Below are 25,610 nucleotides of genomic sequence, written 5' to 3'. Positions count from 1 at the left end.
GCGATTCCGCGGCTATTTTTCCCCAATCACGGGCAGGGTGAATCTTTTGTGACGGATTTGTGTGCAAATCTTAATGAAAAATTAACCGTGTATGACCGGAGTCCGTTTCAATTAAGAAAGTTTTAATCATTCCTAAGATTTGGTTAACTATCCCGGTTTTTCACAGGGTGTGAATGATTAATTATTCGTTAACGACGTCTTGTGAAAAAGCCGTGATAAACGCCCTCACGACCTCGGCCTGCGACGTTTTTCCGCAGTCTCCCGGCCCTTACTACCCCTTCTATCTTTCTTAAAATCTATTTAGAGGAACAGTTTAGGATTGAGGGGAACCCGCCCCCGGCCTATGGGTTGACCTATGACCACCTTTACCCCATCCATAGTCTCGGTCCTTCAGGGACACAGGCAGACCATCCCTCCCGTCTGGTTTATGCGTCAGGCCGGTCGACACCTGCCGGAATATCGTGAGCTTCGCGCCACGACGCCCGATTTCCTCAGCTTTTGTCTGAACCCCGAAAAAGCCGCCGAAGCGACCCTGCAGCCGGTTCGGCGTTACGGTATGGACGGCGCGATCCTCTTTTCCGATATATTGGTCATTCCCATGGCACTGGGCCAAGACGTACGCTTCGAGGCGGGTGAGGGGCCTGTCTTAGGCGACTTACCGCCTATCGAGCGGATGGCCGATCTGGCGGGCTCGGCGGGGGAATATCTGGCCAATGTCGGCGAGACCCTGAAGATTTTGCGTTCGGAACTTCCCAAAGAGGTGACGCTCTTAGGCTTCTGCGGCGGGCCGTGGACCGTGATGACCTATATGCTCAACGGACGTAAGGCGCACGACCGGTCGCTGATCCGGTCCTTTGTCTACGAGCAGCCCGATCTGGTGGCCAGGGTCATGGACGTGGTCATCGAGGCCTCGGCGCAATATCTGAAAATGCAGGCCGAGGCCGGGGCGCAGGTGCTTAAAATCTTCGAAAGCTGGGCCGAAGGCTTCCCAGATCCGCTGTTCGATCAACTGGTCATCGGGCCGCATCAGCGCCTGATCAAGCGCGTCCGTGAATTGGGCGTGACCCTGCCGATCATCGGGTTCCCGCGCGGGGCCGAGGCACGCTGTCTGGATTATGTGCAGGCCGTCGAGGTTCAGGGCATGGCGCTGGGGACCGCGACGCCGCTAAAACTGGGGCAAGAGATTCAGAAACTGAAACCCATTCAGGGGGCGCTCGATCCCGTCGTGCTGCGCTCGGGTGGGCAAGCGCTCGACGATATGGTGCGGGCGTTGAAATCCGCCTGGGGGCAGGGGCCGTATATCTTCAATCTCGGTCACGGGATTTTCCCCGATACGCCCATCGCGCACGTCGAACGCGCCTTGGAAATCATTCGTAGTTAGATGAAAAAAGTCGCTGTCATTCTGTTCAATCTCGGCGGTCCGCTCACGCAAGCCGACGTCAAGCCGTTCCTGTACAACCTGTTCAGCGATAAGTTCATCATCGCCTTGCCGACGCCGTTTCGTCAGATCATCGCCAAGCTGATCTCGACGCGGCGCGAAGCCTCGGCGCAGGCAAACTACCGCTATATGGGTGGTGGTTCGCCCATCGTGAAGGAAACCGAAGCACAGGCGCGGGCGCTGGAAGCGCACCTGAATACGACGCCGGATATCGAGTTCAAAGCCTTTATCGGCATGCGCTACTGGCACCCCTTCATCAATGAGGCCATAGCCGCACTAGAGGCCTGGGGTGCGGAGGAGATCGTCGCCCTGCCGCTCTATCCGCAATATTCGACCACCACGACCCAGTCCTCGTTCGAGACCTTCAAAAAGGCTTATAAAGGCACGGCGCCGGTGCATTTTATCGAGGACTATCCCGTCAATCCGTGGTTCGTCAGCGCCTATGCCGTTCTGATCCGCAAAGCCGTCGCCCATATCGAGAACCTTGATGACTACCGCCTGCTGTTCTCGGCGCATGGCCTGCCGGAAAAGGTCATCCTCGGCGGCGATCCGTACCAGCGACAAGTGGAGGCCAGCGTCGCGGCGATCATGGCCACGCTCAATGTGCCGATCGAGCATGTGATCTGCTATCAAAGCCGCGTCGGGCCGCTGAAATGGATCGGCCCGGCGACCGACGAGACGATTCTTGAGACCGCCAAATCCGGGAAATCGCCGGTCATCGTGCCGATTGCCTTTGTGTCGGAGCATATCGAAACCCTGGTCGAACTCGATATCGAGTACAAACATCTTGCCGAAGAGGCGGGCACCAAGGACTATATCCGCGTCCCGACCGTCAGCGTCGAACCCGACTTCATCCGCGGTCTTGCCGAAGAGGTGCTGACGGCGATAGGTTACGCGGCACATACCGAGGTAAAAGAGGCCATAGCCCGATGAACCACTACGATCTGCTGCGCGGCTTGCATATTCTGGCCGTCATCGCCTGGATGGCTGGGCTGCTCTATCTGCCGCGCCTGTTCGTCTATCATATCCAGAACCGCGACAAGCCCGAGGTCACCGCCGTCTTCGCCAATATGGAGCGCCGCCTGCTGCGTTTCATCATGAACCCGGCCATGATTGCGGCATGGCTGTTCGGGGCAGGGTTGATCTACGTCAATGTCGCTGACCGTTTCGGCATGAAGTTTTTCCACGAGCCGTGGTTCGTCGTGAAGATGCTCGGTATCGTCGGTATAACGGGTTACCATCATTTCCTGTCGGCGAAGTTCAAGAAACTCAACCGTGGTGAAGATATCGGCACGGAAAAATTCTGGCGCATGGCCAACGAGATCCCTTTCGTGCTGGCGATCATTATGGTCATTGCGGTGACGACGGAATTTTTTACGATTTAAAAAGAGAAGACGCAGGGGTCACAACCCCTGCACCCCGGAACTAAAGCTTGAAAATTTCGAGTTTCGGTGTATGTCGGACTCTGACGCGCGCGCCGGACATCGGCTTTCAAGCGCGCACCCCTCTCAGGCACCGCGGTTCTCGCGGCTAAACGCCTCCCCCAGACGATACACATACGGCCCTTGGAAAAGGGTACGACCATTGACGGGCTTTCGCCTTAAGTGACTGTATTCACGAATGAATGAGTCACGGGCATAGCTCTATATTCAAAAAGAGATCCCCTCATGAGTGAAGATACCGAAACCGAGTTCGACACCACGCTCGACGACGCCAACACCGAAGATGCCAACGGTGAAGAGGGTGATGAAGAGAGCGAAAACCCCAATCAGGAAAAGCTGTCGCTTCAGGAGCTGAAGGACAAATCGCCGGCTGACCTGCTGGCCTTCGCCGAACAGATTGGCGTCGAGAACGCCGCCTCGATGCGGATGCAGGATCTGATGTTCGCGGTCCTCAAGACCCTGGCCGAAGACGGTGTCGAAATCACCGGCTCCGGCGTTATCGAGGTCCTGCAGGACGGTTTCGGCTTCCTGCGTTCGCCCGAAGCCAACTACCTGCCGGGTCCGGATGACATCTACGTCACCCCTCTTCAGATCCGCCGCCACGCCCTGCGTACCGGCGACACCGTCGAAGGCCCGATCCGGTCGCCGCGCGAAGGCGAGCGCTACTTCGCCCTCTCCAAGATCAAGACGATCAATTTCGAAGACCCCGAAGCCATCCGCCACAAGGTCCATTTCGATAACCTGACGCCGCTCTATCCCGATCAGCGTCTGACCATGGAAATCGACGACCCGACGCTGCGCGATCGTTCGGGCCGCATCATCGACATCGTCGCCCCGCTGGGTAAGGGTCAGCGCTGTCTGATCGTTGCCCCGCCGCGCGTCGGTAAGACGGTCATGCTGCAAAACATCGCCAAGTCGATCGCGGCCAACCATCCCGAATGCTATCTGATGGTGCTGCTTATCGACGAACGTCCCGAAGAAGTGACCGACATGCAGCGCACCGTGCGCGGCGAAGTCATCTCCTCGACCTTCGACGAGCCGGCCACCCGCCACGTTCAGGTCGCCGAAATGGTCATCGAGAAGGCCAAGCGTCTGGTCGAACATAAGCGCGATGTCATCATCCTGCTCGACTCGGTCACGCGTCTGGGCCGTGCCTATAATACCGTCGTACCGTCGTCGGGTAAGGTTCTGACCGGTGGTGTCGACGCCAATGCCCTGCAACGTCCGAAGCGCTTCTTCGGTGCCGCGCGCAATATCGAAGAGGGCGGCTCGCTGACCATCATCGCCACGGCGCTGATCGACACGGGCTCGCGCATGGACGAAGTCATCTTCGAAGAATTCAAGGGCACCGGTAACTCGGAAATCGTGCTCGACCGTAAGGTCGCCGACAAGCGCGTCTTCCCGGCCATGGATATCCTCAAGTCGGGCACGCGTAAGGAAGACCTGCTGGTCGACCGCGCCGATCTGCAAAAGACCTACGTCCTGCGCCGTATCCTTAACCCGATGGGCGCTCAGGACGCCATCGAATTCCTGATCGACAAGCTGCGTCAGACCAAGAACAACGCTGAATTCTTCCAGAGCATGAACACCTGATCCTTGCCAAATCAGGCACATCAGGCGCATGCTGAATTATCCGGGCCGGAGCAATCCGGCCCGTCTTACTTTCTCCTCCCCACTTCGTAGGGAGGAAATTCAAATTGGAGTTAGGTCATGAAGGTCACCGTCGATGTCGAATGCACCCCGCAGGAAGCCCGCGCCTTTCTGGGCCTCCCTGATGTCGAACCGCTGAACAAGTTCATGATCGACGCCATGCAGGCGCGTATCGAGCAGAATATCCACTCCATGCAACCCGAAGAGATCATGAAGACCTGGTCGAGCTTCGGCGTTCAGGCGCAGGACCAGTTCCTCAAACTGATGCAGACGGCGGCCACCGCCGGCATGGGCGGCTTCAAGGGCCCAAAGTAGGACTTGAGTGTTTCACGTGAAACAGACCATTTTCGCTCTGGCCTCGGCGCAGGGTAGGGCCGGGGTATCGGTCATACGTTTATCCGGCCCGCAATCCGCCGAGGTCATACAGGCGCTCTTGGGGCGTTTACCAAAGCCACGATTTGCGACCCTGGGACGGCTGGTACAAGACGGCGAAACCATCGATCAGGCCTTGGTTCTGTACTTCAAAGGGCCGCACAGTTTCACTGGTGAGGACTGCGCCGAATTCCATATCCATGGCTCACGCGCCGTGCTGGATCGGCTTTATGGCATTTTCCGCAGCATGGGACTACGCCACGCCGAGGCAGGCGAGTTCTCCCGCCGCGCCTTTGAAAACGGTAAGCTCGACCTAACTCAGGCCGAGGCGATTTCCGATCTGGTCGAGGCTGAATCCGAAGCCCAGAGGCAACAGGCCCTGATGCAACTCGATGGCGGGTTCAGGGAGCGCTACGGTCAGTGGCGCGACAACCTGATCAAATTGCTGGCCCATATCGAAGCCATTGTCGATTTCCCCGATGAGGATATTCCCGAAAGCCTCAGCGATAAAATTGTCGGTGACATTATCGCGCTGAAATCGGATATCGCTTCGGCCATCGATGACTCCAGACGCGGGCGACAAATTCGTGAGGGCTATCGTATTGCCATTATGGGCAAGCCGAACGCGGGCAAGTCGAGCCTGTTCAATGCGCTGCTGGAAAACGACACCGCCATCGTCACACCGATTGCGGGGACGACCCGTGATGTGATCGAATCCCATATTCGCATCGGCAACTATACGGCCCTGATTTACGACACGGCGGGTCTGCGCGAGACCGACGATGTGGTCGAGTCTGAAGGTATCCGCCGGGCGAGGGCGAGGGGCGATACGGCGGATCTACGCCTTTGGGTGATCGATAGTTCCGAATCCCAAGCGTCCGATCTGAGCGGTATTCGCGCGGGTGACTATGTCGTGCTGAATAAGAGCGACCGTGCCGAGGCTGGAAAGATCGATGACCTGAAAGCACGGATGCCCGACGATGTGCACCTATTCGAGACCAGTCTGCTGACCGACACGGGCACAGACGCGCTTCGGGTGGCGCTTGAAGCGCATCTGGAAAAGGCACTGTCGCTGAGCACTTTCCCGGCGGCAACGCGTGAGCGTCATATGGAACGATTGCGTGAGGCCGAAGCCTGTCTCGACCGGGCGCTGGGTATCGGCTTTGGTACGCCCGAACTCATGGCCGAAGATATCCGACAGGCATTGTCAGCCTTCGATGCTCTGTTCGGGCGCACCGATGTCGAGCAGGTGCTGGACCATATCTTCTCAAGCTTCTGCATTGGCAAGTGAGCCGTCTGTGTTTCACGTGAAACACTCACAAAACGGCGAAATTAACACTTCTCGATTCGACCCGTGCGGGACGATCTGATATAGGCTGCCGCTCAACTCTTCCGCATAAGGTATCGCGTCCATGACCCAGCTTTGGGATGTTATTGTCGTCGGTGGTGGTCATGCCGGCGCCGAGGCCGCCACGGCGTCCGCGCGCATGGGCGCGAAGACGTTGTTGCTGACGCACAAGATCGAGACGCTGGGTAAAATGTCGTGCAACCCGGCCATCGGTGGTCTGGGCAAGGGGCATCTGGTGCGCGAAATCGATGCGCTGGATGGCGTTATGGGTCGCATGGCCGATATCGGCGGCATCCAGTTCAAGGTGCTGAATAAGTCGAAAGGCCCTGCCGTGCGTGGGCCGCGCGCTCAGATCGACCGCAAGCTCTATCGCGAGGCTATGCAGGCCGAACTGAAAGCCACCGAAAACCTGACCATTATCGCGGCGGCCGTCGAAGACCTGATCCTCGAAGGCGACACGGTGATCGGCGCGGTCGATGCGCATGGCGTCGAATATCGTTCCAAGGCCGTGGTCCTGACGACCGGTACCTTCCTGCGTGGCATCATCCATATCGGCGAAAAGCGCATGGCCGCGGGTCGTTTCGGCGATGAACCGGCCAATGGTCTGGGGCAACGTCTCTACGATCTGAAACTTGACATGGGTCGTCTGAAGACCGGCACACCGGCGCGCCTTGATGGCAAGACGATCAACTGGGATATCCTGGAAAAGCAAGAAGGCGATGCGGTGCCGACGCCGTTTTCGACCCTGACGACGTCCATCGACCGGCCTCAGATCGTCTGCGGCATCACCCATACCAATGCCGAGACCCATCGCATCATCAATGACCGCATCATGGAATCGGCGGTCTATGGTGGTTACCTGTCGGGGCGCGGTCCGCGCTATTGCCCCTCGATCGAGGATAAGGTGGTGCGCTTTTCGGATAAGGACAGCCATCAGGTCTTCCTCGAACCGGAAGGCTATGACGATGACACGGTCTATCCGAACGGCATTTCCACCTCTGTTTCCGAGGCGACGCAGGAGGCGTTCTTGCGCACTATCGTCGGTCTGGAGAATGTGATCGTCAAACGCTACGCCTACGCCATCGAATACGACTATGTCGATCCGCGCGAACTCTATCCGACGCTGGAACTAAAGAAGCTGCCCGGGCTGTTTCTGGCCGGGCAGATCAATGGCACCACCGGTTACGAAGAGGCGGGGGCGCAGGGCCTGATGGCCGGGCTCAATGCGGCGGCGAAAGCGGGCGGTCTGAACGCCGTTGTGCTGGGTCGCGACGAAGCCTATATCGGCGTGATGATCGACGATCTGGTTACCAAGGGTGTCACCGAGCCCTATCGCATGTTCACCAGCCGTGCCGAGTTCCGCCTCAAGCTGCGTGCCGACAATGCCGATCAGCGTCTGTCGGACACGGCGTTGAAACTGGGTATCCTGAGTGAACGCCGTAAAGCGCACTGGCTGCAAAAGAAGGCGGCTCTGGCTGAGGCGCGGGCGCGCGCGGCGGAACTGAAGCTGACGCCGAATGAGGCCAATGCGCACGGCATTCGCGTCAATGCCGACGGTCAAAAGCGCGACCTGCTGCAACTGCTGTCCTACGATAGCTGCGACCGTGACACGCTGAAAACAATCTGGCCGGAACTGAATGCCTGGTCTGATGCGATCTTTGAACAGGTCGAAATCGATGCGCTCTATTCGGGTTATCTGGGGCGTCAGGCCGCCGAGATCGATGCCTTCCGTAAGGACGAAAATCTGGCCCTGCCGGACGATCTGGACTACTTCGCGGTCGGCGGTCTGTCGAACGAGGCCAAGGAGAAACTGAACCGGGTGAAGCCGATGACGCTCGGTCAGGCCAGCCGCATCGAAGGCATGACGCCGGGCGCGCTGACAGCCCTACTGTTCCACGTGCGAAGCCTGAAAAAGAGCGTAGCTTAGAAATGACAGAGACATTCATGACGCCAGAAGAGATGGCGTCGCATCTGGTGTTTCACGTGAAACAGGCAGCCATCGCCGACCTGATGCGCTTCGGTGAGATACTCGCTGAGCGCAATGAGGTCATGAATCTGGTCGGTCCGGCGACGATTCCGCACTATTGGTCGCGGCACGTGCTCGATTCGGCGCAATTGCTCAACCATGCGCCGAACGCCAGAACCTGGGCCGATCTGGGGGCAGGGGCCGGATTTCCCGGTGTGGTGCTGGCCATACTTCTGAAACACCAATCCACAGATTCGGCCATACCATCCCCAGACTTGCCCACAAGCGGACACGTCTATCTCATCGATTCTCTGGCCAAGCGTTGTCGCTTTCTGAGCGAAATCGTGCGAGACTTGGGCCTGCCCGCCACGGTCATCAACGACCGCGCGGAGAATGTCTCTCTCAAGGTCGATGTGGTGACGGCGCGGGCCATGGCGCCGCTGCCGAAGCTGTTGGGTTTTGCCGAGGGTTTCTTCAAACGAGGCGCCGAAGGGTGGCTTCTCAAGGGCGAAAATACCGACGCCGAGATCATCGAGGCGCACAAACACTGGTCGTTTCAGGCCGAAAAGTTTCCTTCCCTCAGCGATCCTCGCGGTCGCGTGGTGCATATCCGGAGCGTAAGACGTGCCAAATAAATCTGCTGTGAAGCGCCCACCTCGCGTTCTGGCCGTCTCGAACCAGAAAGGCGGCGTCGGTAAGACGACCACCGCCATCAATCTCGGTACGGCGCTGGCCGCGGTCGGCGAAACGGTTCTGCTGATCGATATGGACCCGCAGGGCAATGCCTCGACCGGTTTAGGCGTGCCCCGTGCCGCGCGTACCACGACCATCTACGACGTCATCGTCGATCAGCAGCCGATCGGCGAATGCGCGGTGAAAACCTCGGTGCCGGGGCTCTACATCATACCATCCGACCCCGATCTGTCGGGTGTCGAGATCGAACTGGGGCAGGCGGAGCGCCGGTCTTACCGTCTGCGCGACGCGCTGGAGCAGCAACTGGACGAGGGCGAGGTGCGCTATACCTACGTCCTGATCGATTGCCCGCCGTCGCTGAACCTGCTGACCATCAACGCCATGAGCGCGTCCGACGCCGTTCTGGTGCCGCTGCAGTGCGAGTTCTTCGCTCTTGAAGGCCTTAGCCAGCTGATGCGGACCATCGATCTGGTGCGCGGGTCGCTCAATCAGCGCCTGGAATTGCAGGGCATCGTACTGACCATGTACGACCGCCGCAACGCCCTGTCGGGGCATGTGGCCAAGGACGTGCGCGGCCATTTCGGCGACAAGGTTTATGATACGGTCATCCCGCGCAATGTGCGGGTGTCGGAAGCGCCGTCGTTCGGCAAACCGGCGCTGATCTACGATCTCAAATGTTCGGGCTCACAGGCCTATCTCAAACTGGCCCGCGAAGTCGTGCAGCGCGAAAAGCAGCGCCGTGCGCAGGAAGCGGCCTAACATAATTAATACTCCCCCACCACGTGGGGGAGATACCGCCGTCAGGCGGGAGAGGGGGGCCTTGCGTCTGGTTAAAGCTCCCCACCGTCACGTCGCAAAGCGCCGTGCCACCTCCCCCGCGTGGCGGGGGAGTATAAGGAAACGGAACGAACCATGTCAGAAAAACAACGCGGCCTCGGACGGGGGCTTTCGGCGCTTCTCAGTGACAATCAGGGCAATGTCCCGGTGGTGCCCGTGGCCGCCGATGGTGCGCCGGTGCAGACTCTGGAAAAGCCGATCGAGCTTCTGATCCGTAATCCGGATCAGCCGCGCCGCTTTTTCTCCGAAGCCGAGATCGACGATCTGGCCGCTTCGGTGAAAGAGAAGGGCGTCCTGTCGCCGATCCTCGTCCGTCCGGCGCCTAATGCTGCCGGTCAGTTTCAGATCATCGCCGGCGAACGCCGCTGGCGCGCGGCGCAGAAGGCGGGCCTGAAAACCGTGCCGGTGCTGGTGCGCGAGCTGGACGATCTCGAAGTGCTGGAAATCGGCATCATCGAAAACGTGCAGCGCGAAGACCTCAACCCGATCGAAGAGGCCCGCGCCTATAAGACCCTGATGGAGCGCTTCGGTCGCACGCAGGACGCGGTGGCGCAGGTCGTGTCGAAATCGCGCAGCCACATCGCCAATATGATGCGCCTTCTGGCCCTGCCGGAAGCCATTCAGGATCACGTCATCCACGGTCGCCTGAGCGCCGGTCACGCCCGCGCCATCGCCACGTGCGACAATGCCGCCGAACTGGCCGAAAAGATCATCGCGCAGGGTTTGTCCGTGCGTCAGGCCGAGGCCTTGGCGCGGCAATCGTCGGCGGGGCTTGAGACCAAGTCGGCGCGACCGAAAGCGCAACCCGACGCCGACGTGCTGTCGTTGGCGCAGGATCTGGAGGAAATCCTCGGCCTGACGGTCAAGCTCGATGACAAGGGCGGGAAGGGCGAGATGAAGATCGCCTACGCCAATCTGGAGCAGCTCGACGCCCTGTGCCGTCGCCTGATGGCGTCTTAACAGAGGGATTCATGCGCGGTTTAGTTTACGGCCATTTTGTGCGGGGCTTATGACGTTTTGATGCCGTACTCACGTCATCATATGCGGATAGCCTCTTTCTCAAGGCATACTAGCGCATCCCAAAAAGTGCTCAGTGCTTTTTGGGATTAGATGCACGGCCGAAAAAAACACCGTAAGAGAAACGACATGACCGATATTTCAAAACGCACGCTTTTGCTTGGATTGGCCACCGTGAGTCTGATGCCGGTAACGGCATTGGCACAAGGCAAGACCAATACCCAGCCCTTCGTTCTGGCGCCGAAGTTCAGCGCGCAGGATCAGGGCCGTATCAATCGTGCGGTCGCCTATCTGCAAGCCCTCAATTCGGGGGCGGGCCGGTTCGAGCAGACCGACTTCAAAGGCCGCAAGACCCAGGGCGACTGGTGGCTGCAACGTCCGGGCAAGATTCGCTTCGCCTATGATGCGCCCTATTCGCTGCTGGTCGTCGCCGACGGCAAGCGCGTCAATATGTGGGACCCGCGCCTGAAGGCCTTCAATCAGTATCCGCTCGACGCCACGCCGCTGTCGTTGTTTCTGTCGAAGCAGATCAGGCTGGATCAGGGTGTCATCGTCACCGAGGTCACCCCGACCACCGACGGTTTCCGCCTCAAGGCGCGCGACCGCCGCCGCGATGTCGAAGGCTCGATCCTGATGACCTTTATCGAGCAGGGCGGCAACCTGACGCTTGGCGAATGGACCGTGACCGATGCACAAGGCAAGGGCACACGGCTCAAGCTCTTGACCTTTAACAAAAACGCCCCGGTCAAGGCCGATCTGTTCGTGCTGAATAAACCCAAGGATGCAAAATAACGTCTGAGAGGCTAGATTTTCGCCGATAACACGGAAATGTGCATTGTGTTTTTCCACAACCGTGCCATTATTAACACAACATCTCATACCCGTTATCCGGTGTGAGATCGGACGGCGACGACCAGACTATGATCTCTTGAGTGCGTTTTTCCCTTTATCTCTTCGTGTTATGTGCCAAAATCTGACCCGGTCGGGAAACTGACCGGGTCTTTTTTGTCTTGAATGTGAGTTTGTATGCGCCTGTCGGTCGTCTCGTGGAATGTCAATTCGGTTCGTCTCCGGCTCGATCAGGTGCTGCGCTTTCTGAAACAGGCCGATCCGGACATCCTGTGCATTCAGGAAATCAAATGCCAGACGCATGAATTTCCCTCTGAGGCCTTCATCGAAGCCGGGTATCCGCACATTCTGGTCCATGGGCAAAAGGGCTGGCATGGCGTGGCGCTGGTGTCGAAATACCCGTTCGAAACGCGTGAGGTTCTGCCCTTCTGCCGCCGTGGCGAGGCCCGGGTACAGGCGATCGAGGTCGCCGGGATCGAGCTGTGGAACTTCTATATCCCCGCGGGGGGCGACGTGCCGGACCGGGTGGCCAATGACAAGTTCGACCATAAGCTGGAATTTTACGAGCGCCTGACCGAGTATCTGAAACGCCGCGATGCCGATAAGCCGCTGATGATCTGTGGCGATCTCAATATCGCGCCGGGCGAATACGATGTCTGGTCGCACCGTCAGATGCTGCGCGTCGTCAGCCATACCCCGGCGGAGCTGGAGACCTTCGCCCATCTGATGGTGGCGGGCGCGTTCCATGATCCGTTCCGCGCGGCTTATCCCGATCCGCAGAGGCTGTTCACCTGGTGGTCGTATCGCTCGGCCGATTTCCGCAAATCCAATCGCGGCCTAAGGCTGGATCACATCCTGCTCAATCCGGGCTTGATGGCGCGCCTGACCTCGCCTATAGCCGCCGTGATCCACGATACGGTCCGCGAATGGGAACGCCCCAGCGACCATGCCCCCATACAGGTAGAATTGAATGTCTGACGCCCCCATCGAATCCCGTCTGCCCGCTGAAATCCTGGCCAAGGCCAATTTTCAGCACGGCGAATATGCGTGGAAGGTCCGCGATATCCCGGCGGTTATCAAGGCGGCGGTCGATACCAATCTGATGAATCTCGGCGGGCAACTGCAAATCCGCATCCCCGGCTGCATTGGCGAATGCGACTGGGTCGAGACCGATCCGGCGGCGATGGTGCCCGACGATCTGCCATGGGATGTGCGCATCCGTATGGTCGCCGAAATGGCCCTGACCGACTGGGAAGACCTGAAGAACCACTTCAATTTCGAAGAACAGATTCGTTTGGCCTTTCCCGATCCGATCAAGGATTTCCTGTCCAAGGGGGGCAAGATCGAGGACGCGATCTGGTTCTGCTGGTACGTGATCGACGAAGATGGCGACCGCGAACACCGGGAGTCGTTGCCGCCTATGGAAGATCAGGTCTGACGCAGTTCTTTCCGCACCACCAGTTTCAGGCCCGACCAGACCTCGCTGACGGCGCAGACCTTCACATCGACCCAGCCCAGCGGCAGGCACACTTCGCGGATGACGTCCTCGGTGATGTCGGTGGGGACTTTCGACGCTTTCTTGGGCCATGAGACCCAGACCATCGCGTCGGATGATAGAGTTGCGCGCCATGCTTTCAGGCGCGTTTCCAGTTCCGCGCGCTCTACGGTGAACAGATGCACCAGTTGCGGATCGTCGGCTTCGAACACGACGCCTTCCGGCAAAGGCTCAAGCCACGCCGTATAATTGTCCGGTGCATTGACGGCGAGGGCGCGCATCCCCGGCTTGTACCCGAGTTTCTTGGCCAGAGGCGTGCCTGAATAGCCAGAGGTCACTTTTGCTGAACCTTTTTATAGAAAGCATCTGTATTTTTTCTCTGAGAAATAAATACACCTGCCGGCCCTTTGTCAGCGCAGGGATGCCACTCTTCGGCCTCTCCAACGGGCGTGAAATGAATTCTCAAACACCCCGGTTCGGCCTCTCCGGTTTTCCACTTGAAATGTTCGGTCTTATAGCCGTTTTGTAGGGTGGCCGTACCATCGGTTTTCAGAATGAGCGTTTCTTTTTGATCGCCGTCTTCATAAACGAAGGTCCCTGTCAGATCGTCTGTTTTTGCTTCCATACAACCTGACAAGCAAAGTCCGAGCAGCGTCAGTGCTAAGGCTATCCGCATCATTTCCCCCAAACGAAAAACCGGGACCATCTGGCCCCGGTTTTATCAGAATTGCAAACGATAGCCACCGGCATCCGTCATCAGCAGACGGGCATTGGCCGGATCGGGCTCGATTTTTTGTCTCAGTCGATAGACGTGGGTTTCCAGCGTGTGCGTGGTGACGCCCGCATTGTAACCCCACACCTCGGTCAGCAGCTCTTCGCGCGAAATCGGCTTACCGCCGGCGCGATAGAGGTATTTGAGGATATTGGTTTCTTTTTCGGTCAGGCGAATCTTCTTCTGCACCTGATCGATCAGCAGCTTGAGCGCCGGTTTGAACTCGTAAGGCCCGATGCGGAAGGTCGCGTCTTCCGACGTTTCGTGGCTGCGGACCTGAGCGCGGATGCGCGCCAGCAGGACGGCAAAACGGAACGGCTTGGTGACATAGTCGTTGGCACCGGCATCTAAGCCCAGAATCTGATCGGAGTCGCTGGCTTGTCCCGTCAGCATGATCACCGGAGTGGTCAGGCCGGACTTGCGCAGGACACGGCAAGCTTCGCGACCGTCCATGTCGGGCAGATCGACGTCGAGCAGGATCAGGTCGGCATTGATCGTCTTGCCGAGGCGGATGCCTTCGGTACCGTTGGCGGCTTGCGTAACCTTGAACTCTTCGTGCAGCTCAAGCTGCTCGGCCAGGGCTTCACGCAGTTCGTCGTCGTCATCGACGATCAGCAGGGTTTTTTGTTGCACCATAATCCTATAGCTTATGAGTGTCGTTTTTACAGATAGGGTGTAACCGGCATATGGTCAAAATTTTTACCGCATACGCCGAAGGTTTTCTAGTCTTAAACTCAGATAAGGTGCGTTGCGCCCTCGGTAAAGGGGGCGTTATTCCTGCGGCGGACAAAAGAGAGGGCGATTTACGCTCGCCGCTGGGGATGTGGCCGCTGAAATACGTGTTTTATCGGCCGGATAGATTGCCAGTGCCGGAAACGGTTCTGCCGGTCAAGGCGTTATCGCCGGACGATGGCTGGTGCGATGACGCGGGGTCTGAGTCCTATAATCAGCATGTGAAATTGCCGTTCGACGGCAGCCACGAAAAGCTGTGGCGCGAGGATGGTGTCTACGACATCGTCTGCGTGCTGGGGCATAATGACGATCCGCCGGTGAAGGGACTGGGCTCGGCGATTTTCCTGCATCTGGCGCGCGAGGATTATTCGGGTACGGAGGGCTGTGTGGCCCTGTCGCAGGCGCATCTGCTGGAGCTGCTGAAGAGCGCCGATGCGGAGACCTATGTGGAGATTGTGAGAGACTGACTCATCTTATACCTCCCTGCCTTTGGCGGGGAGGGGGACCATTGGCGAAGCCAATGGTGGTGGGGTGGCTTTCGGTGTTTCAACAATTACTGTCGCAAGTAAGGAAGAACCCCCACCACCACATCTCGCTGACCTTCGGTCATCTCGTGCGGTCCCCTCCCCAACAAGTTGGGGAGGTATAAGACTAACGGCTTCCGAAAATGGCGGTGCCCACACGGATTTCATTCGAACCAAAGCGCAGGGCGGTCTCATAATCGTCGCTCATCCCCATGCTGAGGTGCGCAATGCCGTTGCGTTCGGCGATCTTGCGCAACAGCGCGAAATAGGGGCCGCGCGGGCCGTCGACCGGCGGGATACACATCAGGCCGCTGATGGTGAGTCCGTAACCGCGCGCCGCCGCGATGAAGGCATCGGCCTCCAGCGGCAGAATCCCGGCCTTTTGCGGTTCCTCGCCGATATTGACCTGTATCTGAATCTCAGGTGCCCGGCCCTGCTTCTGAATCTCATCGGCGATAGCACGAGCGATCTTGTCGCGGTCGACGCTTTCTATGACGTCGAAAAAGCCCACGGCCTCGGCGGCCTTGTTGCTTTGCAACGGCCCGATCAGACACAGGGTCAGGTCCGGATACTGGTCCTTGACCGGCCCCCAGCGTTCCATGGCCTCCTGCACGCGGTTTTCACCAAAACGTCGGTGGCCAGCCTCCAGCACCGGGCGTATAACCTCCCAAGGCTGAGTCTTGGATACTGCCGTGAGGATCGCGGCATTGTCCGCGCGCCCGGCCCGTCGCAGGCCCTTTTTCAGCGACATCAGGACGTTTCTGTAATTTTCGGGGGGCCCGTAGTTTTCAGCAGAGGTACCGGACTGGGATGACATATAAGACCCGCTTCGCCTTTTTGATGAACCGCGCCAAAGACATAGCCCGCCATGCGCATATGTCCAGCCCGAATGGCCGCGTCCTGCCGCCGCTGTTCTTTTTCACCGACCCACAGCGGACGCCGCATCCGGAAGAGATCGCCGCGCATCTGCCGGAAGGGACGGGGATTATCTACCGTCATTTTGGCGATCGTCATGCGGTCGCTCATGCGCGTGTTTTAAAAACCCTGACCGAAGACAATGGGTTAAAACTGCTTATCGGTGAGGACGAGGCCCTGGCCGAAGAGATCGATGCCGATGGTGTGCACCTGCGCGAACAAAGCCTGTGGCGCGCGGCGGGTTTGCGTCAGACGCATCCGGAATGGTTGCTGACCGCGGCCTGTCACGCGTGCGAGACGCTGACAGCGTCGGATGTCGCCGACCTTGACGCGGTATTCATATCGCCGGTCTTCCCCAGCCGGAGTCCATCGGCAAACGGGGTGGCGCCTGTGGGCCTCAAGGGCATCCAGCGTTTCTGCGACCTGAGCCCGGTGCCGGTTTTAGGCTTGGGGGGCATCGGCGCTGACAATGCGGAATCGCTCACGCACACCGGTCTGGCGGGCTTTGGTGCGATTGAGGCATTCCATTTGTAGAATTAGCCACGGATAAGGCACGGATGCGGTGCTGTGCTGTGCACCGCGAACACGGATATTAAGCGCATTGTTCCCAACGGCTTTCGATCAGGACTCATGAAAACATCCGTGTCGGCGCGTTCACGCGACGATCCGTGCCTTATCCGTGGCCAAAATAATCTTTAAGATTAAAACTTGAACGTCGTTTCCAGACGGACGCGGGGCTGGTCTTTTTCCTGCGCCGGGTCGCGCGGTTGCAGCGCCTTGGTCTTTTCACCGAAACCGACCGAACCGCCGACGCGGACCGACGGGGTGATCTTGTAGAAGGCCCCGGCATCGACGTCGTTCCAGCCGCTTGGGCGGGCTTCGTCTTCGTTGACGCCCAGCTTGAGACCCCAGCGGCCCTTGAGCGACCACTGATAGACCTTGGACTGCTGCTTGTTGGCGTTGACCTGAGAGTCGACCGAGACACCGGTCAGGCTGACGGGGGCGGAAGCCTCGCTCGTCTTGCCCTTGACGGTCTGCTGATTGAGCGCAAAGGCCGGTGCAGTGCTTGCGGCGATTGCCAGCACCGTCATCGAGACCAAACCTGCGACCCAACGTGTCATCGTTTTTGTCAACCTAAGGCGCGCTTGTTAAGCGGCACCGATCCTGAACTTTTTTCGAGCCTCGCCTTATATGGGAATGATGACGGTTTTATGTAACCCGCCACTGCCCCAGAAAGGATAGGCCTGCCCACACCATACACCCCTATTCTGGCGTATATGTGTTATTCCCGGATTAAGAGGGATGGGTAACGAAAGCAATATATTTGAGCGTTTTTTGGCGCTTGCGTCAGATTCGCTCAAAACCTGTGGTGAAATGGTCACGCTCGATATTACGCGACGTTCTCCGGTTTGCCCCATAAGCGTCTCAATTGGGTGCCAGTTTGCCCCGCAACGGGCCATTTTGGGGGCTTGCGACGCCATATAAGGCGTCGGGACAGGGAAGGTCCAAGGAAACCCTTGTCATACCCCCGTTTGCCTATGCTATAGAGCGATTAATAAGCCTCAAGGCGAAGAGATACACTTTCGGAGTGGACGATACTATGACGATGACGAAAAAGGCGGTTTGGGTTATGGCCGCCGCGGCAATGTCTCTGAGCCTGGTGGGCTGCACGAGCTTCGGCAAGAAGGACAGCACCCTTGATGCCAGCGCCGAAAGCAAGGGTTTCCTCGGTCTGGGCGGCAAGAAACCGGCGTCCGAAACCGCCGACGCCACCATCGGGGTCAATGCCTATCTGTGGCGCGCCTCGCTCGATACCATCTCCTTCATGCCGCTGGCTTCGGCCGATCCGTGGGGCGGGATCATCATCACCGACTGGTACGCCAACCCGGAAAAGCCGGATGAGCGTTTCAAGGCGACCATCTATATCCTCGATACCCGTCTGCGCGCCGATGCTCTGAACGTGTCGCTGTACAAGCAGACCAATACCGGCGGTCAGTGGGTAGACGCCACGGTTTCGGCCCAGACCCAGATCGACATCGAAAACGCCATCCTGACGCGCGCCCGTCAGTTGCGCCTGTCGAACGTGAAGTAATATCTAAAACGAACTGAGAGCTTTAAAAGAGCGTTCCGGCTTTGACCTGAACGCTCTTTTTGTCTATTCGGAATGCCAATTCGTTCGCGGCGAGATGCCGCCCTTCATGGCTTACCGATGTCACGCTACAATCCCAAAGAGTCCGAACCGAAACAACGTGCCCGCTGGGACGAGGCCCAGGTCTTCCTGACGAAGACGGCTGAACAGGCGCAGGGTAAAGACAAGTACTATGTGCTTGAAATGTTTCCCTATCCGTCGGGCCGGGTACATATGGGCCATGTGCGCAACTACGCCATGGGCGATCTGGTGGCGCGGTTCAAGCGCGCGCGCGGTTTCAACGTGCTGCACCCGATGGGCTGGGACGCCTTCGGTATGCCGGCGGAAAACGCCGCCATGGAGCGCGGCATCCACCCCAAGGGCTGGACCTACGACAATATCGCCAACATGAAGACGCAGCTTCAGCGTCTGGGTCTGTCGATCGACTGGACGCGTGAATTCGCCACCTGCGATGCCGCCTATTACGGCAAGCAGCAGAAGTGGTTCCTCGACCTGCTGAAACACGATCTGGTCTATCGCAAGGAGTCGCAGGTCAACTGGGACCCGGTCGACAATACTGTGCTGGCCAACGAACAGGTCATCGACGGCAAGGGCTGGCGCTCGGGCGCGGTCGTCGAAAAGCGCAACCTGACACAATGGTTCCTCAAGATCACGCAGTATGCCGACGAGTTGATCGAGGGTCTGGAGACGCTCGACCGCTGGCCGGACAAGGTGCGCCTGATGCAGGCCAACTGGATCGGCCGCTCGAAGGGCCTGAAGTTCAGCTTCCCGTTCGCGGCCAATGCGCCCGCCGGTTTCGACGGGCTTGAGGTCTATACGACGCGGCCCGACACCCTGTTCGGGGCAGGCTTTGTCGCGGTGGCTGCCGATCACCCGCTGGTTAAGGCCCTGCCCGCCTCGCCGGAGCTGGACGCCTTCCTCGACACGGTGAAGAAGGGCGGCACGACGCAGGAAGAAATCGACACCGGTGAGAAGCTGGGCTTCAATACTGGTGTCACCGTCGCGCATCCGTTCAAGGCGGGTGAGACTCTGGACGTGTGGATCGCCAATTTCGTCCTGATGGGTTACGGCACCGGGGCCATCTTCGGTTGCCCGGCCCACGATCAGCGCGATCTCGACTTTGCGCGTAAATACGATCTGCCTGTGACCGAGGTGGTTCTGCCCGCCGATGCCGATCCGGAATCGTTCACCGTCGGCACCGAGGCCTATACCGGTCCCGGCACGATCTTCAATTCGGACTTCCTGAACGGTCTCGATATCGAAACCGCCAAGGCGCAGGCCATCGCGAAAATCGAAAGCATGGGCCTCGGCGAAGGCGCGACCATCTACCGTCTGCGCGACTGGGGCGTGTCGCGTCAGCGGTATTGGGGCTGCCCGATCCCGGTCATCCATTGCGAGGACTGCGGTGTCGTGCCCGTGCCCGACGATCAGCTGCCGGTGGTTCTGCCCGACGACGTGACCTTCGACGTCCCGGGTAATCCGCTCGACCGTCACCCGACGTGGAAGCACGTCAAGTGTCCGTGCTGCCAGAAGGATGCGCGTCGCGAAACCGATACGCTCGACACCTTCGTCGATTCGTCGTGGTACTTCGCGCGCTTCACCGCGCCGGATGCCGATGAGGCGATCCGCAAGGCCGATGCCGATTACTGGCTGCCCGTCGATCAATATATCGGCGGCATCGAGCACGCCATTCTGCACCTGCTCTATTCACGCTTCATTACCCGCGCCCTGAACACCTGCGGCTATCTGGATGTAAAAGAGCCGTTCGCAGGCCTGTTCACGCAAGGCATGTTGACGCACGAGACCTATTCCGAAGGCGTGGACGAGGTCGGCAAGCCGCTGTGGGTCGATCCCTCGGATGTCGACATCACCACCGATGGCGGCAAGCGTTCGGCGATCCAGATTTCGACCGGCAAGCCGCTGATCATCGGCGACATCGAAAAGATGTCGAAGTCGAAGAAGAACGTCGTTGCCCCCGAAGACATTTTCGACACCTACGGCGTCGATGCGGCGCGCCTGTTCGTCCTGTCGGACTCGCCACCCGAGCGCGACGTGCAATGGACGACCGGCGGGGTCGAGGGGTCATGGCGCTTTACCTCGCGCGTGTGGACCGAGTTCGACAGCCTGCCCGACGAGGAGATTGCGGGCGAAGAGGCCGCGGCGCTGGAGTTGCGCAAGGCCGCGCACAAGGCGTCGAAGGCCGTCACCGAAGGCTTCGAGAGCTTCCGCTTCAACGCGGCGATCGCCAAGCTGTACGAGTTCGTCAATATCCTGCGCGCCGCTGACGTGCAGAAAACGGGCACGGCGGCCAAGCGCGAAGCCCTGACGATCCTCGCCGGTCTGATCGCGCCGATCACGCCGCACCTGGCCGAAGAAGGCTGGACGCGACTGGGTCACGACGGCCTGATCGCCGATGCCGCCTGGCCGCAATTCGACCCGGCGCTGGCCACCGACGACGTCTATATCCTGCCGGTGCAGGTCAATGGCAAGAAACGCGGCGAACTTTCGGTCCGACTGGGTGCCACGGAAGACGAAATCCGCGAAATGGCGCTTGCGGACGAGGGCGTTAAACGACATCTTGAGGGCGTCACCGTGCGCAAGGTGATCGTTGTCCCGAACCGCATCCTCAACTTCGTCGTAGGGTAACCGCTCATGATCCGCAAAGCCGTGTTTGCCGCCTGCCTTCTGGTCGCGCCCCTGTCGTTAAGCGGCTGCGGCTTCACGCCGGTCTATGCGCAGAAGGGGCTGGCGGCGACGCTGGCCGGGATCGACTTCAATGTGACCGAGTCGCGCACCGGCTATTTCGTGCGTCAGAACCTCGTTTCGGGCTTCGACAGCGCGGCGGCAGCCACCAAGCCCTATCGTCTGGACGTCAAGCTGGTCGAAAACCGCTACGATATCGGCGTCGGGGTCAATGACACAGCGACCCGTTCGGAAATTTCGAACTCGGTCACCTATCAGCTGGTCGATGTACAGACGCGGAAGGTTCTGACCGAAGGCAGTTTTGTCGATACAACGACCTATGACGCGAGCAATAAATCGCCCTATGGCAGCGTCATTTCGCAAAAGGACGGTCAGCAGCGCGCCGCCACCAGCATCAGCGAGCGCCTGCGTAACGACATCACGCTCTATTTCCACGGCAAGGCTACTGCCGCCTCTGCAAATTAGTTTGCGCGCATCTGATCCAAAAACCGCTTCACACTTTTTGGGATGCGCTTGGAATGAAACTCGTCAAACGCCCTGAAATCGAGGGCTTTCTCAAATCGCCGCCGCGCGACGTGATCGCCTGCCTAATCTATGGCAAGGATCGCGGGCAGGTGATCGAGCGCGGCGAAGCGCTGGCGCGACAGATCGTGCCGGATGTGAAAGACCCGTTCAACGTCTCGATCCTCACCGATACGGATATCGATAACGACGCGGCCCGGCTTGAGGACGAACTGACGGCGCAGTCCCTGATGGGCGGCCGGCGGCTGGTGCGGTTGAAGTTTTTCTCGGAAAAGGCCGCGCTCGACAAACAGGTGGCGGCGGCGCTCAAGGCCCATGCGGCGGGGGAATTCAACCGTGAGGCTTTCTTCCTGATCGAAGCCGGTGGTCTGGGCGGCGATTCCGCGACGCGCAAGCTGGCCGACGCCGATAAGGCCGTGGCCTCGATCGCCTGTTACGAGGATGAGACCGGCGATGTCGTGCGCATGGCGCGTGAAACTCTGGCCAAAAACGAAGTCGCCCTGACGCCCGACGCCATGGATATCTTCGCCGCGCGCTTGCCCCGCGAACGCGGTGTGGCGCGGCAGGAGATCGAGCGTCTGTGCCTGTTTATCGGGCCGGGGTCGAAAAAAACGCTCGATGCCAAGGAATTGCAGGATTTCCTTGGGGTTGAGCCCGAAGCCTCTCTGTTCGATGCAGCGCTTCAGGCCTTTGGGGCGAAGATGGGTCCGGCTCAGGCCGGTTTGCGCCGCGCCTTTGCCGAGGGCGAAACCGGGGTCGATGCGGTGCGGGCGCTCAATGCCCACCTGATCAAGCTGAGGCTCATTCAGGCGCAGGTGGCGAAGGGCATCGACGCCAAGCAGGCGACGCGCGCCGCCGGGGTGTTCTGGAAACAGGAGGCCGAGTTCCTGCGTCAGGCGCGGGCGTGGTCGGACTTCCATATCGATCCGCTGTCGAAAGAGATGATCGACACCGACAAGGCGTGCAAATCGACGGGTATGCCCGATTTGCTGATCGCCGAGCGGCTCTATATGAGCATCGCCGGGCGGGCTAAGCGGTTGGGGCTGTAGAGGCGACGCACTCGATTTCGATAGCGGCATCGAGCGCCAGTTGTGTCACGGCGAAGACCGAACAGACGGGCAGGGGTGCGCCGTGGAAATAGGTGGCGAACAGGGTGTTGAAGCGGTCGAGGTTGGCCATGTCGGTGAGCATGACCCTGACCGAGACCAGCGCCGTCAGGTCACGCTCGAAACGGGCCAGAGAGGCTGAGACATTGGCCATCATCTGACGGACTTCGGCATCGAACCCTTCGGCGAGATTGCCGTCGTCGTCATCGCCGATATGGCCGGACAGATAGATCGTATGGCCGATCTGCACCGCTTCGGAAAAGGCGGCGTCAAACGGATAGGCGAGGAAAACGGGTTCGGTCATGGGAAGATTATGACTGAAAAATCATACGTGTGTCTAGGTTAAGCAAGAACCCCCACCACCCCGCCCTTCGGGCGCGGTCCCCCTCCCCAGCAAGCTGGGGAGGTATAAGGAGAGCAAAGCAGTGCGATCTGCTCCAAGTAATGGTCCTAGGGGCTTGCCCCTAGTGGCCCGGGGGCGGGCCGACTAGGATATCGCGCTTGCCGACGTGGTTGGCCGGGCCGACGACGCCTTCCATCTCCATCTTTTCCATCAGCGAGGCCGCGCGGTTATAGCCGATCTGGAGCTTGCGCTGGATGTAAGAGGTCGAGGCCTTGCGGTCGAAGGTGACGAAATAGACGGCCTTGTCGTAGAGGTCGTCGCCGGAGCCGCCTTCGCCCATGCCGCCGCCATCGCTGTCGCCGCCGTCATCGTCGCCCCCGGCGGTGATGTCGTCGAGATAGTTGGGTGAGCCCTGCGAGCGGAGGTATTCGGCCACGGCCTCGACCTCGTTGTCGCCGACGAAGGGGCCGTGCAGACGGGTAATGCGTCCACCGCCCGCCATATAGAGCATATCGCCCTGACCGAGGAGCTGTTCGGCGCCCTGTTCGCCGAGAATGGTGCGCGAGTCGATTTTCGAGGTGACCTGGAAGGAAATCCGGGTCGGGAAGTTGGCCTTGATGGTGCCGGTGATGACGTCGACCGACGGGCGCTGGGTGGCCATGATCAGGTGGATACCGGCGGCACGCGCCATCTGAGCCAGACGCTGGACCGCGCCTTCGATGTCCTTGCCCGCGACCATCATCAGGTCGGCGACCTCGTCGATGATGACGACGATATAGGGCATGGGCTCGGGGACCATTTCCTCGATCTCGAAGATCGGCTGGCCGACCTCGTCGAAGCCGGTCTGGACCTTGCGGATGAAGTTCTTGCCTTCGGCGGCGGTGGCCTTGGCGCGTTCGTTGAAAGAGGCCACGTTGCGCACGCCGATCTTGGACATGCGGCGGTAGCGGTCCTCCATCTCCTTGACGGTCCATTTGAGCGCCACGACGGCCTTTTTCGGGTCGGTGACGACCGGGGCGATTAGGTGCGGGATGCCGTCATAGACGCTGAGTTCCAGCATCTTGGGGTCGATCATGATGAACTTGCACTGTTCCGGATCGAGGCGATAGAGGATCGACAGGATCATGGCGTTGACCCCGACCGACTTACCCGAGCCGGTGGTACCTGCGATCAGAAGGTGGGGCATCTTGGCGAGGTCGGTGACGTAGGGCTCGCCGCCGATATTTTCACCCAGCACCATCGGCAGGATGTGACCCGCCTTTTCGAACTCGGCTGAGGCCAGCATGTCGCGCAGATAGACGGTTTCGCGCACGGCGTTGGGCAGTTCGATACCGATGGCGTTGCGGCCCTGAACGATGGAGACGCGGCACGAGCGCGCCGACATGTTGCGGGCGATGTCGTCGGCCAGCGCCACGACGCGCGCACCCTTGACGCCCGCAGCCGGGGCCAGTTCGTACAGGGTGACGACGGGGCCGGGGCGGATCTGGTCGATGACGCCCTTGACGCCGAATTCGGCCAGCACGCTTTCCAGCATCCGGGCGTTTTGACGCAGCGCCGCTTCGTCGAAGCTGGTGGCGCGGGGCTTGGGTTTCGACAGGATATTCAGTTCGGGCAGGCGGAAATTGCCGGGCTTGAGGAATTCGAAGCTCGACTGACGCTCGTCCTGTTCGCGGGCCGACGGTTTGGGGGCCTTGGGCGCTTCCATGCGGATTTTCGGTTCGGGTGCCGCAGAGCGGGGTGCCGGGTTCAGCATCGGCGCGTCGGGGTCGAGGTCGTCGATATCGAACGGCGGGGCGTCGTAGTCGTAATCGGGTTCTTCGCTGACCGGTGCGCGCAGATTGACCTGCGGTTCAGACACCGGTTCGGCGTCGTAGGCCGCTTCATCAAGGAAGGGCTTGGGCGTCTTGGCGGTTTTGCGCGCCGCCTTGGGCTTCGCTTCGGCGCGGCTGACGGCATCGCTGACCTTTTCGGTGATGCCCGAGGCATTGAGGGCGCCCTTGAAGCCGCCCAGCACGAAACCGGCGGCGCGGACGTAGTTTTCAGCCTTGAGGCGCAGCGCCTGATTAAAGGCCCAGATGGCGGCGGCGGCGAAGATCAGGCTGGCGATGACGTCCCCGGCGGGCAGGCGCATGAAGTCGAACAGAGCCTTGAGGAGGCCGTGCACGCCCGTACCCCAGAAGCCGCCGATCGACGGCGAGGTCGCATCGCCTGTATGCAGCGGCGCGAGGGCGGCGGCCAGCATCAGGACGAACAGCGCGGCGAACAGGCTGTGGATGCGAAGGGCGCGGCGGCCTTCGTCGGGATCGAGCTGCATCAGACGCGTCAGGCCGAACCAGGTCATCAGGGCCGCCATCGGCCAGGCGGCGAGACCGAGCGATTGCAGACCCAGATCGGCGACGATGGCACCGAACCCGCCGAGCAGGTTCTGGACCGCGGCGCTGGTTGCCGTGTTCCAGCTGGCGTCGGCGGCGTTGTAGGAGGCATAGGCCAGCAGCGAGGCCAGTCCCATCAGGCAAACCAGAGCGCCGCGCAGGCGCGCCATCGGCACCGACCGCCAGATCATGAGGAAGTTGGTTTCGAGATGGTTCCAGACGAGGGCGGTAACGGTGCTCATACGACAAACGGGCCTGTAGAGAGCGCATTCCGAAAAGTGTGCAGCGGTTTTTCGGAATCAAATGCGCGACAAAGCAAAAGCTCAGAACAGGTTCTGATCCGAATGGATTGGAACCTGTTCTGG

Annotated in this window: 26 protein-coding genes; 19 read left to right on the top strand and 7 right to left on the bottom strand. The window is 59.7% G+C overall.

Translation table 11 applies throughout. The annotated features are described in order from the left end of the window. The first annotated feature begins 355 nt into the window (after positions 1 to 355). The 13 genes from hemE (at position 356) to PQU92_RS07130 (ending at position 13,050) form a co-directional block, all read left to right on the top strand. A complete protein-coding gene (hemE, locus tag PQU92_RS07190) occupies positions 356 to 1,381 on the top strand; it encodes a uroporphyrinogen decarboxylase (RefSeq protein ID WP_272747536.1) in 1,026 nt (341 codons plus the stop codon). Further along, positions 1,382 to 2,371 carry a ferrochelatase gene (hemH, locus tag PQU92_RS07185; protein WP_272747535.1) on the top strand — a complete coding sequence of 330 codons (990 nt, stop codon included), beginning with the start codon at positions 1,382 to 1,384 and terminating at the stop codon, positions 2,369 to 2,371. Then, positions 2,368 to 2,823 carry a CopD family protein gene (locus PQU92_RS07180; RefSeq protein WP_272747534.1) on the top strand — a complete coding sequence of 152 codons (456 nt, stop codon included), beginning with the start codon at positions 2,368 to 2,370 and terminating at the stop codon, positions 2,821 to 2,823. The genes hemH and PQU92_RS07180 overlap by 4 nt, the downstream gene beginning before the upstream one ends. A 282-nt stretch (positions 2,824 to 3,105) precedes the next feature. Next, positions 3,106 to 4,473 carry a transcription termination factor Rho gene (rho, locus tag PQU92_RS07175; RefSeq protein WP_272747533.1) on the top strand — a complete coding sequence of 456 codons (1,368 nt, stop codon included), beginning with the start codon at positions 3,106 to 3,108 and terminating at the stop codon, positions 4,471 to 4,473. Between the two features lie 117 nt (positions 4,474 to 4,590). Further along, on the top strand, positions 4,591 to 4,845 hold the full coding sequence (locus PQU92_RS07170) for a DUF6489 family protein (RefSeq protein WP_272747532.1): 255 nt from the start codon (positions 4,591 to 4,593) through the stop codon (positions 4,843 to 4,845). Between the two features lie 16 nt (positions 4,846 to 4,861). Further along, positions 4,862 to 6,193 (top strand): tRNA uridine-5-carboxymethylaminomethyl(34) synthesis GTPase MnmE, encoded by a 1,332-nt coding sequence (gene mnmE, locus PQU92_RS07165; RefSeq protein ID WP_272747531.1) that lies wholly within the window; start codon positions 4,862 to 4,864, stop codon positions 6,191 to 6,193. A gap of 121 nt (positions 6,194 to 6,314) precedes the next feature. Beyond that, positions 6,315 to 8,177, top strand: coding sequence for a tRNA uridine-5-carboxymethylaminomethyl(34) synthesis enzyme MnmG (gene mnmG, locus PQU92_RS07160; protein ID WP_272747530.1), 1,863 nt, complete (start codon positions 6,315 to 6,317; stop codon positions 8,175 to 8,177). Positions 8,178 to 8,194: 17 nt separating this feature from the next. Continuing rightward, positions 8,195 to 8,851, top strand: coding sequence for a 16S rRNA (guanine(527)-N(7))-methyltransferase RsmG (gene rsmG / locus PQU92_RS07155; protein ID WP_272747529.1), 657 nt, complete (start codon positions 8,195 to 8,197; stop codon positions 8,849 to 8,851). Positions 8,852 to 8,858: 7 nt separating this feature from the next. Next, positions 8,859 to 9,668, top strand: coding sequence for a ParA family protein (locus PQU92_RS07150; protein WP_272747528.1), 810 nt, complete (start codon positions 8,859 to 8,861; stop codon positions 9,666 to 9,668). A gap of 153 nt (positions 9,669 to 9,821) precedes the next feature. Next, the gene (locus tag PQU92_RS07145; RefSeq protein WP_272747527.1) at positions 9,822 to 10,706 is read left to right on the top strand and encodes a ParB/RepB/Spo0J family partition protein; all 885 of its coding nucleotides are present in this window, start codon (positions 9,822 to 9,824) and stop codon (positions 10,704 to 10,706) included. A gap of 186 nt (positions 10,707 to 10,892) precedes the next feature. Next, the gene (locus PQU92_RS07140; protein WP_272747526.1) at positions 10,893 to 11,555 is read left to right on the top strand and encodes a LolA family protein; all 663 of its coding nucleotides are present in this window, start codon (positions 10,893 to 10,895) and stop codon (positions 11,553 to 11,555) included. Between the two features lie 234 nt (positions 11,556 to 11,789). Continuing rightward, on the top strand, positions 11,790 to 12,590 hold the full coding sequence (gene xth, locus PQU92_RS07135) for an exodeoxyribonuclease III (RefSeq protein ID WP_272747525.1): 801 nt from the start codon (positions 11,790 to 11,792) through the stop codon (positions 12,588 to 12,590). Beyond that, the gene (locus PQU92_RS07130; RefSeq protein WP_272747524.1) at positions 12,583 to 13,050 is read left to right on the top strand and encodes a hypothetical protein; all 468 of its coding nucleotides are present in this window, start codon (positions 12,583 to 12,585) and stop codon (positions 13,048 to 13,050) included. Before xth ends, PQU92_RS07130 begins: the two co-directional genes overlap by 8 nt. Here PQU92_RS07130 and PQU92_RS07125 read toward each other — a convergent pair. Genes PQU92_RS07125 through PQU92_RS07115 form a run of 3 tightly spaced genes read right to left on the bottom strand, consistent with a single transcriptional unit; the run spans position 13,041 to position 14,515 of the window. After that, positions 13,041 to 13,445 carry a DUF3052 domain-containing protein gene (locus tag PQU92_RS07125; protein ID WP_272747523.1) on the bottom strand — a complete coding sequence of 135 codons (405 nt, stop codon included), beginning with the start codon at positions 13,443 to 13,445 and terminating at the stop codon, positions 13,041 to 13,043. The two genes, PQU92_RS07130 and PQU92_RS07125, sit on opposite strands and share 10 nt — an antisense overlap. Beyond that, on the bottom strand, positions 13,442 to 13,786 hold the full coding sequence (locus PQU92_RS07120) for a hypothetical protein (RefSeq protein WP_272747522.1): 345 nt from the start codon (positions 13,784 to 13,786) through the stop codon (positions 13,442 to 13,444). Before PQU92_RS07120 ends, PQU92_RS07125 begins: the two co-directional genes overlap by 4 nt. 42 nt (positions 13,787 to 13,828) lie before the next feature. Continuing rightward, positions 13,829 to 14,515 (bottom strand): response regulator transcription factor, encoded by a 687-nt coding sequence (locus tag PQU92_RS07115; protein WP_023460489.1) that lies wholly within the window; start codon positions 14,513 to 14,515, stop codon positions 13,829 to 13,831. Positions 14,516 to 14,565: 50 nt separating this feature from the next. On the opposite strand from PQU92_RS07115, the gene PQU92_RS07110 reads away from it, so the two are divergent. Further along, complete coding sequence (locus tag PQU92_RS07110) at positions 14,566 to 15,078, top strand: L,D-transpeptidase family protein (RefSeq protein WP_272747521.1); 513 nt, start codon at positions 14,566 to 14,568, stop codon at positions 15,076 to 15,078. A gap of 184 nt (positions 15,079 to 15,262) precedes the next feature. On the opposite strand, the gene PQU92_RS07105 is transcribed toward PQU92_RS07110, so the two are convergent. Beyond that, complete coding sequence (locus PQU92_RS07105; protein ID WP_272747520.1) at positions 15,263 to 15,886, bottom strand: YggS family pyridoxal phosphate-dependent enzyme; 624 nt, start codon at positions 15,884 to 15,886, stop codon at positions 15,263 to 15,265. Between the two features lie 59 nt (positions 15,887 to 15,945). Between PQU92_RS07105 and PQU92_RS07100 the strand changes: the two genes are divergently transcribed. Next, positions 15,946 to 16,584, top strand: a complete 639-nt coding sequence (locus PQU92_RS07100; protein WP_272747519.1) for a thiamine phosphate synthase — start codon at positions 15,946 to 15,948, stop codon at positions 16,582 to 16,584. Between the two features lie 167 nt (positions 16,585 to 16,751). Here the strand turns inward: PQU92_RS07100 and PQU92_RS07095 are convergent, their stop codons facing one another. After that, positions 16,752 to 17,141: an NtrZ family periplasmic regulatory protein gene (locus tag PQU92_RS07095; RefSeq protein WP_272747518.1), complete on the bottom strand. Its 390-nt coding sequence runs from the start codon at positions 17,139 to 17,141 to the stop codon at positions 16,752 to 16,754. Between the two features lie 509 nt (positions 17,142 to 17,650). On the opposite strand from PQU92_RS07095, the gene PQU92_RS07090 reads away from it, so the two are divergent. The 4 genes from PQU92_RS07090 to holA all read left to right on the top strand — a co-directional run bounded on the left by PQU92_RS07090 (position 17,651) and on the right by holA (position 22,473). Continuing rightward, positions 17,651 to 18,142, top strand: a complete 492-nt coding sequence (locus tag PQU92_RS07090; RefSeq protein ID WP_272747517.1) for a DUF3576 domain-containing protein — start codon at positions 17,651 to 17,653, stop codon at positions 18,140 to 18,142. Between the two features lie 117 nt (positions 18,143 to 18,259). Beyond that, entirely contained in the window at positions 18,260 to 20,845 is a 2,586-nt protein-coding gene (gene leuS, locus PQU92_RS07085; protein ID WP_272747516.1) for a leucine--tRNA ligase, read from the top strand. 6 nt (positions 20,846 to 20,851) lie between these two features. Then, positions 20,852 to 21,367, top strand: coding sequence for a hypothetical protein (locus PQU92_RS07080; RefSeq protein ID WP_272747515.1), 516 nt, complete (start codon positions 20,852 to 20,854; stop codon positions 21,365 to 21,367). 53 nt (positions 21,368 to 21,420) lie between these two features. Then, positions 21,421 to 22,473: a DNA polymerase III subunit delta gene (gene holA / locus PQU92_RS07075; protein WP_272747514.1), complete on the top strand. Its 1,053-nt coding sequence runs from the start codon at positions 21,421 to 21,423 to the stop codon at positions 22,471 to 22,473. Here the strand turns inward: holA and PQU92_RS07070 are convergent. Both PQU92_RS07070 and PQU92_RS07065 read right to left on the bottom strand, forming a co-directional pair. Beyond that, complete coding sequence (locus tag PQU92_RS07070; protein WP_272747513.1) at positions 22,454 to 22,834, bottom strand: RidA family protein; 381 nt, start codon at positions 22,832 to 22,834, stop codon at positions 22,454 to 22,456. The genes holA and PQU92_RS07070 overlap by 20 nt on opposite strands. Positions 22,835 to 22,994: 160 nt before the next feature. Continuing rightward, positions 22,995 to 25,487 (bottom strand): FtsK/SpoIIIE family DNA translocase, encoded by a 2,493-nt coding sequence (locus PQU92_RS07065; protein WP_272747512.1) that lies wholly within the window; start codon positions 25,485 to 25,487, stop codon positions 22,995 to 22,997. Between the last annotated feature and the right edge of the window lie 123 nt (positions 25,488 to 25,610).

Origin of the sequence: Asticcacaulis aquaticus, from assembly GCF_028550415.1 — a bacterium.
Classification (GTDB): Bacteria; Pseudomonadota; Alphaproteobacteria; order Caulobacterales; family Caulobacteraceae; genus Asticcacaulis; species Asticcacaulis aquaticus.
Note: the sequence above shows the minus strand (reverse complement) of the source record. Positions and strands in the feature narration are given on the sequence as shown.

Excerpts from the sequence above, each read along its gene's own strand:
- hemE (WP_272747536.1), top strand. The coding sequence starts at position 356 with ATGACCACCTTTACCCCATCCATAGTCTCGGTCCTTCAGGGACACAGG.
- hemH (WP_272747535.1), top strand. The coding sequence starts at position 1,382 with ATGAAAAAAGTCGCTGTCATTCTGTTCAATCTCGGCGGTCCGCTCACG.
- PQU92_RS07180 (WP_272747534.1), top strand. The coding sequence starts at position 2,368 with ATGAACCACTACGATCTGCTGCGCGGCTTGCATATTCTGGCCGTCATC.
- rho (WP_272747533.1), top strand. The coding sequence starts at position 3,106 with ATGAGTGAAGATACCGAAACCGAGTTCGACACCACGCTCGACGACGCC.
- PQU92_RS07170 (WP_272747532.1), top strand. The coding sequence starts at position 4,591 with ATGAAGGTCACCGTCGATGTCGAATGCACCCCGCAGGAAGCCCGCGCC.
- mnmG (WP_272747530.1), top strand. The coding sequence starts at position 6,315 with ATGACCCAGCTTTGGGATGTTATTGTCGTCGGTGGTGGTCATGCCGGC.
- rsmG (WP_272747529.1), top strand. The coding sequence starts at position 8,195 with ATGACGCCAGAAGAGATGGCGTCGCATCTGGTGTTTCACGTGAAACAG.
- PQU92_RS07145 (WP_272747527.1), top strand. The coding sequence starts at position 9,822 with ATGTCAGAAAAACAACGCGGCCTCGGACGGGGGCTTTCGGCGCTTCTC.
- PQU92_RS07140 (WP_272747526.1), top strand. The coding sequence starts at position 10,893 with ATGACCGATATTTCAAAACGCACGCTTTTGCTTGGATTGGCCACCGTG.
- xth (WP_272747525.1), top strand. The coding sequence starts at position 11,790 with ATGCGCCTGTCGGTCGTCTCGTGGAATGTCAATTCGGTTCGTCTCCGG.
- PQU92_RS07130 (WP_272747524.1), top strand. The coding sequence starts at position 12,583 with ATGTCTGACGCCCCCATCGAATCCCGTCTGCCCGCTGAAATCCTGGCC.
- PQU92_RS07120 (WP_272747522.1), bottom strand. The coding sequence starts at position 13,786 with ATGATGCGGATAGCCTTAGCACTGACGCTGCTCGGACTTTGCTTGTCA.
- PQU92_RS07115 (WP_023460489.1), bottom strand. The coding sequence starts at position 14,515 with ATGGTGCAACAAAAAACCCTGCTGATCGTCGATGACGACGACGAACTG.
- PQU92_RS07110 (WP_272747521.1), top strand. The coding sequence starts at position 14,566 with ATGGTCAAAATTTTTACCGCATACGCCGAAGGTTTTCTAGTCTTAAAC.
- PQU92_RS07105 (WP_272747520.1), bottom strand. The coding sequence starts at position 15,886 with ATGTCGCTGAAAAAGGGCCTGCGACGGGCCGGGCGCGCGGACAATGCC.
- PQU92_RS07100 (WP_272747519.1), top strand. The coding sequence starts at position 15,946 with ATGACATATAAGACCCGCTTCGCCTTTTTGATGAACCGCGCCAAAGAC.
- PQU92_RS07095 (WP_272747518.1), bottom strand. The coding sequence starts at position 17,141 with ATGACGGTGCTGGCAATCGCCGCAAGCACTGCACCGGCCTTTGCGCTC.
- PQU92_RS07090 (WP_272747517.1), top strand. The coding sequence starts at position 17,651 with ATGACGATGACGAAAAAGGCGGTTTGGGTTATGGCCGCCGCGGCAATG.
- leuS (WP_272747516.1), top strand. The coding sequence starts at position 18,260 with ATGTCACGCTACAATCCCAAAGAGTCCGAACCGAAACAACGTGCCCGC.
- PQU92_RS07080 (WP_272747515.1), top strand. The coding sequence starts at position 20,852 with ATGATCCGCAAAGCCGTGTTTGCCGCCTGCCTTCTGGTCGCGCCCCTG.
- holA (WP_272747514.1), top strand. The coding sequence starts at position 21,421 with ATGAAACTCGTCAAACGCCCTGAAATCGAGGGCTTTCTCAAATCGCCG.
- PQU92_RS07070 (WP_272747513.1), bottom strand. The coding sequence starts at position 22,834 with ATGACCGAACCCGTTTTCCTCGCCTATCCGTTTGACGCCGCCTTTTCC.
- PQU92_RS07065 (WP_272747512.1), bottom strand. The coding sequence starts at position 25,487 with ATGAGCACCGTTACCGCCCTCGTCTGGAACCATCTCGAAACCAACTTC.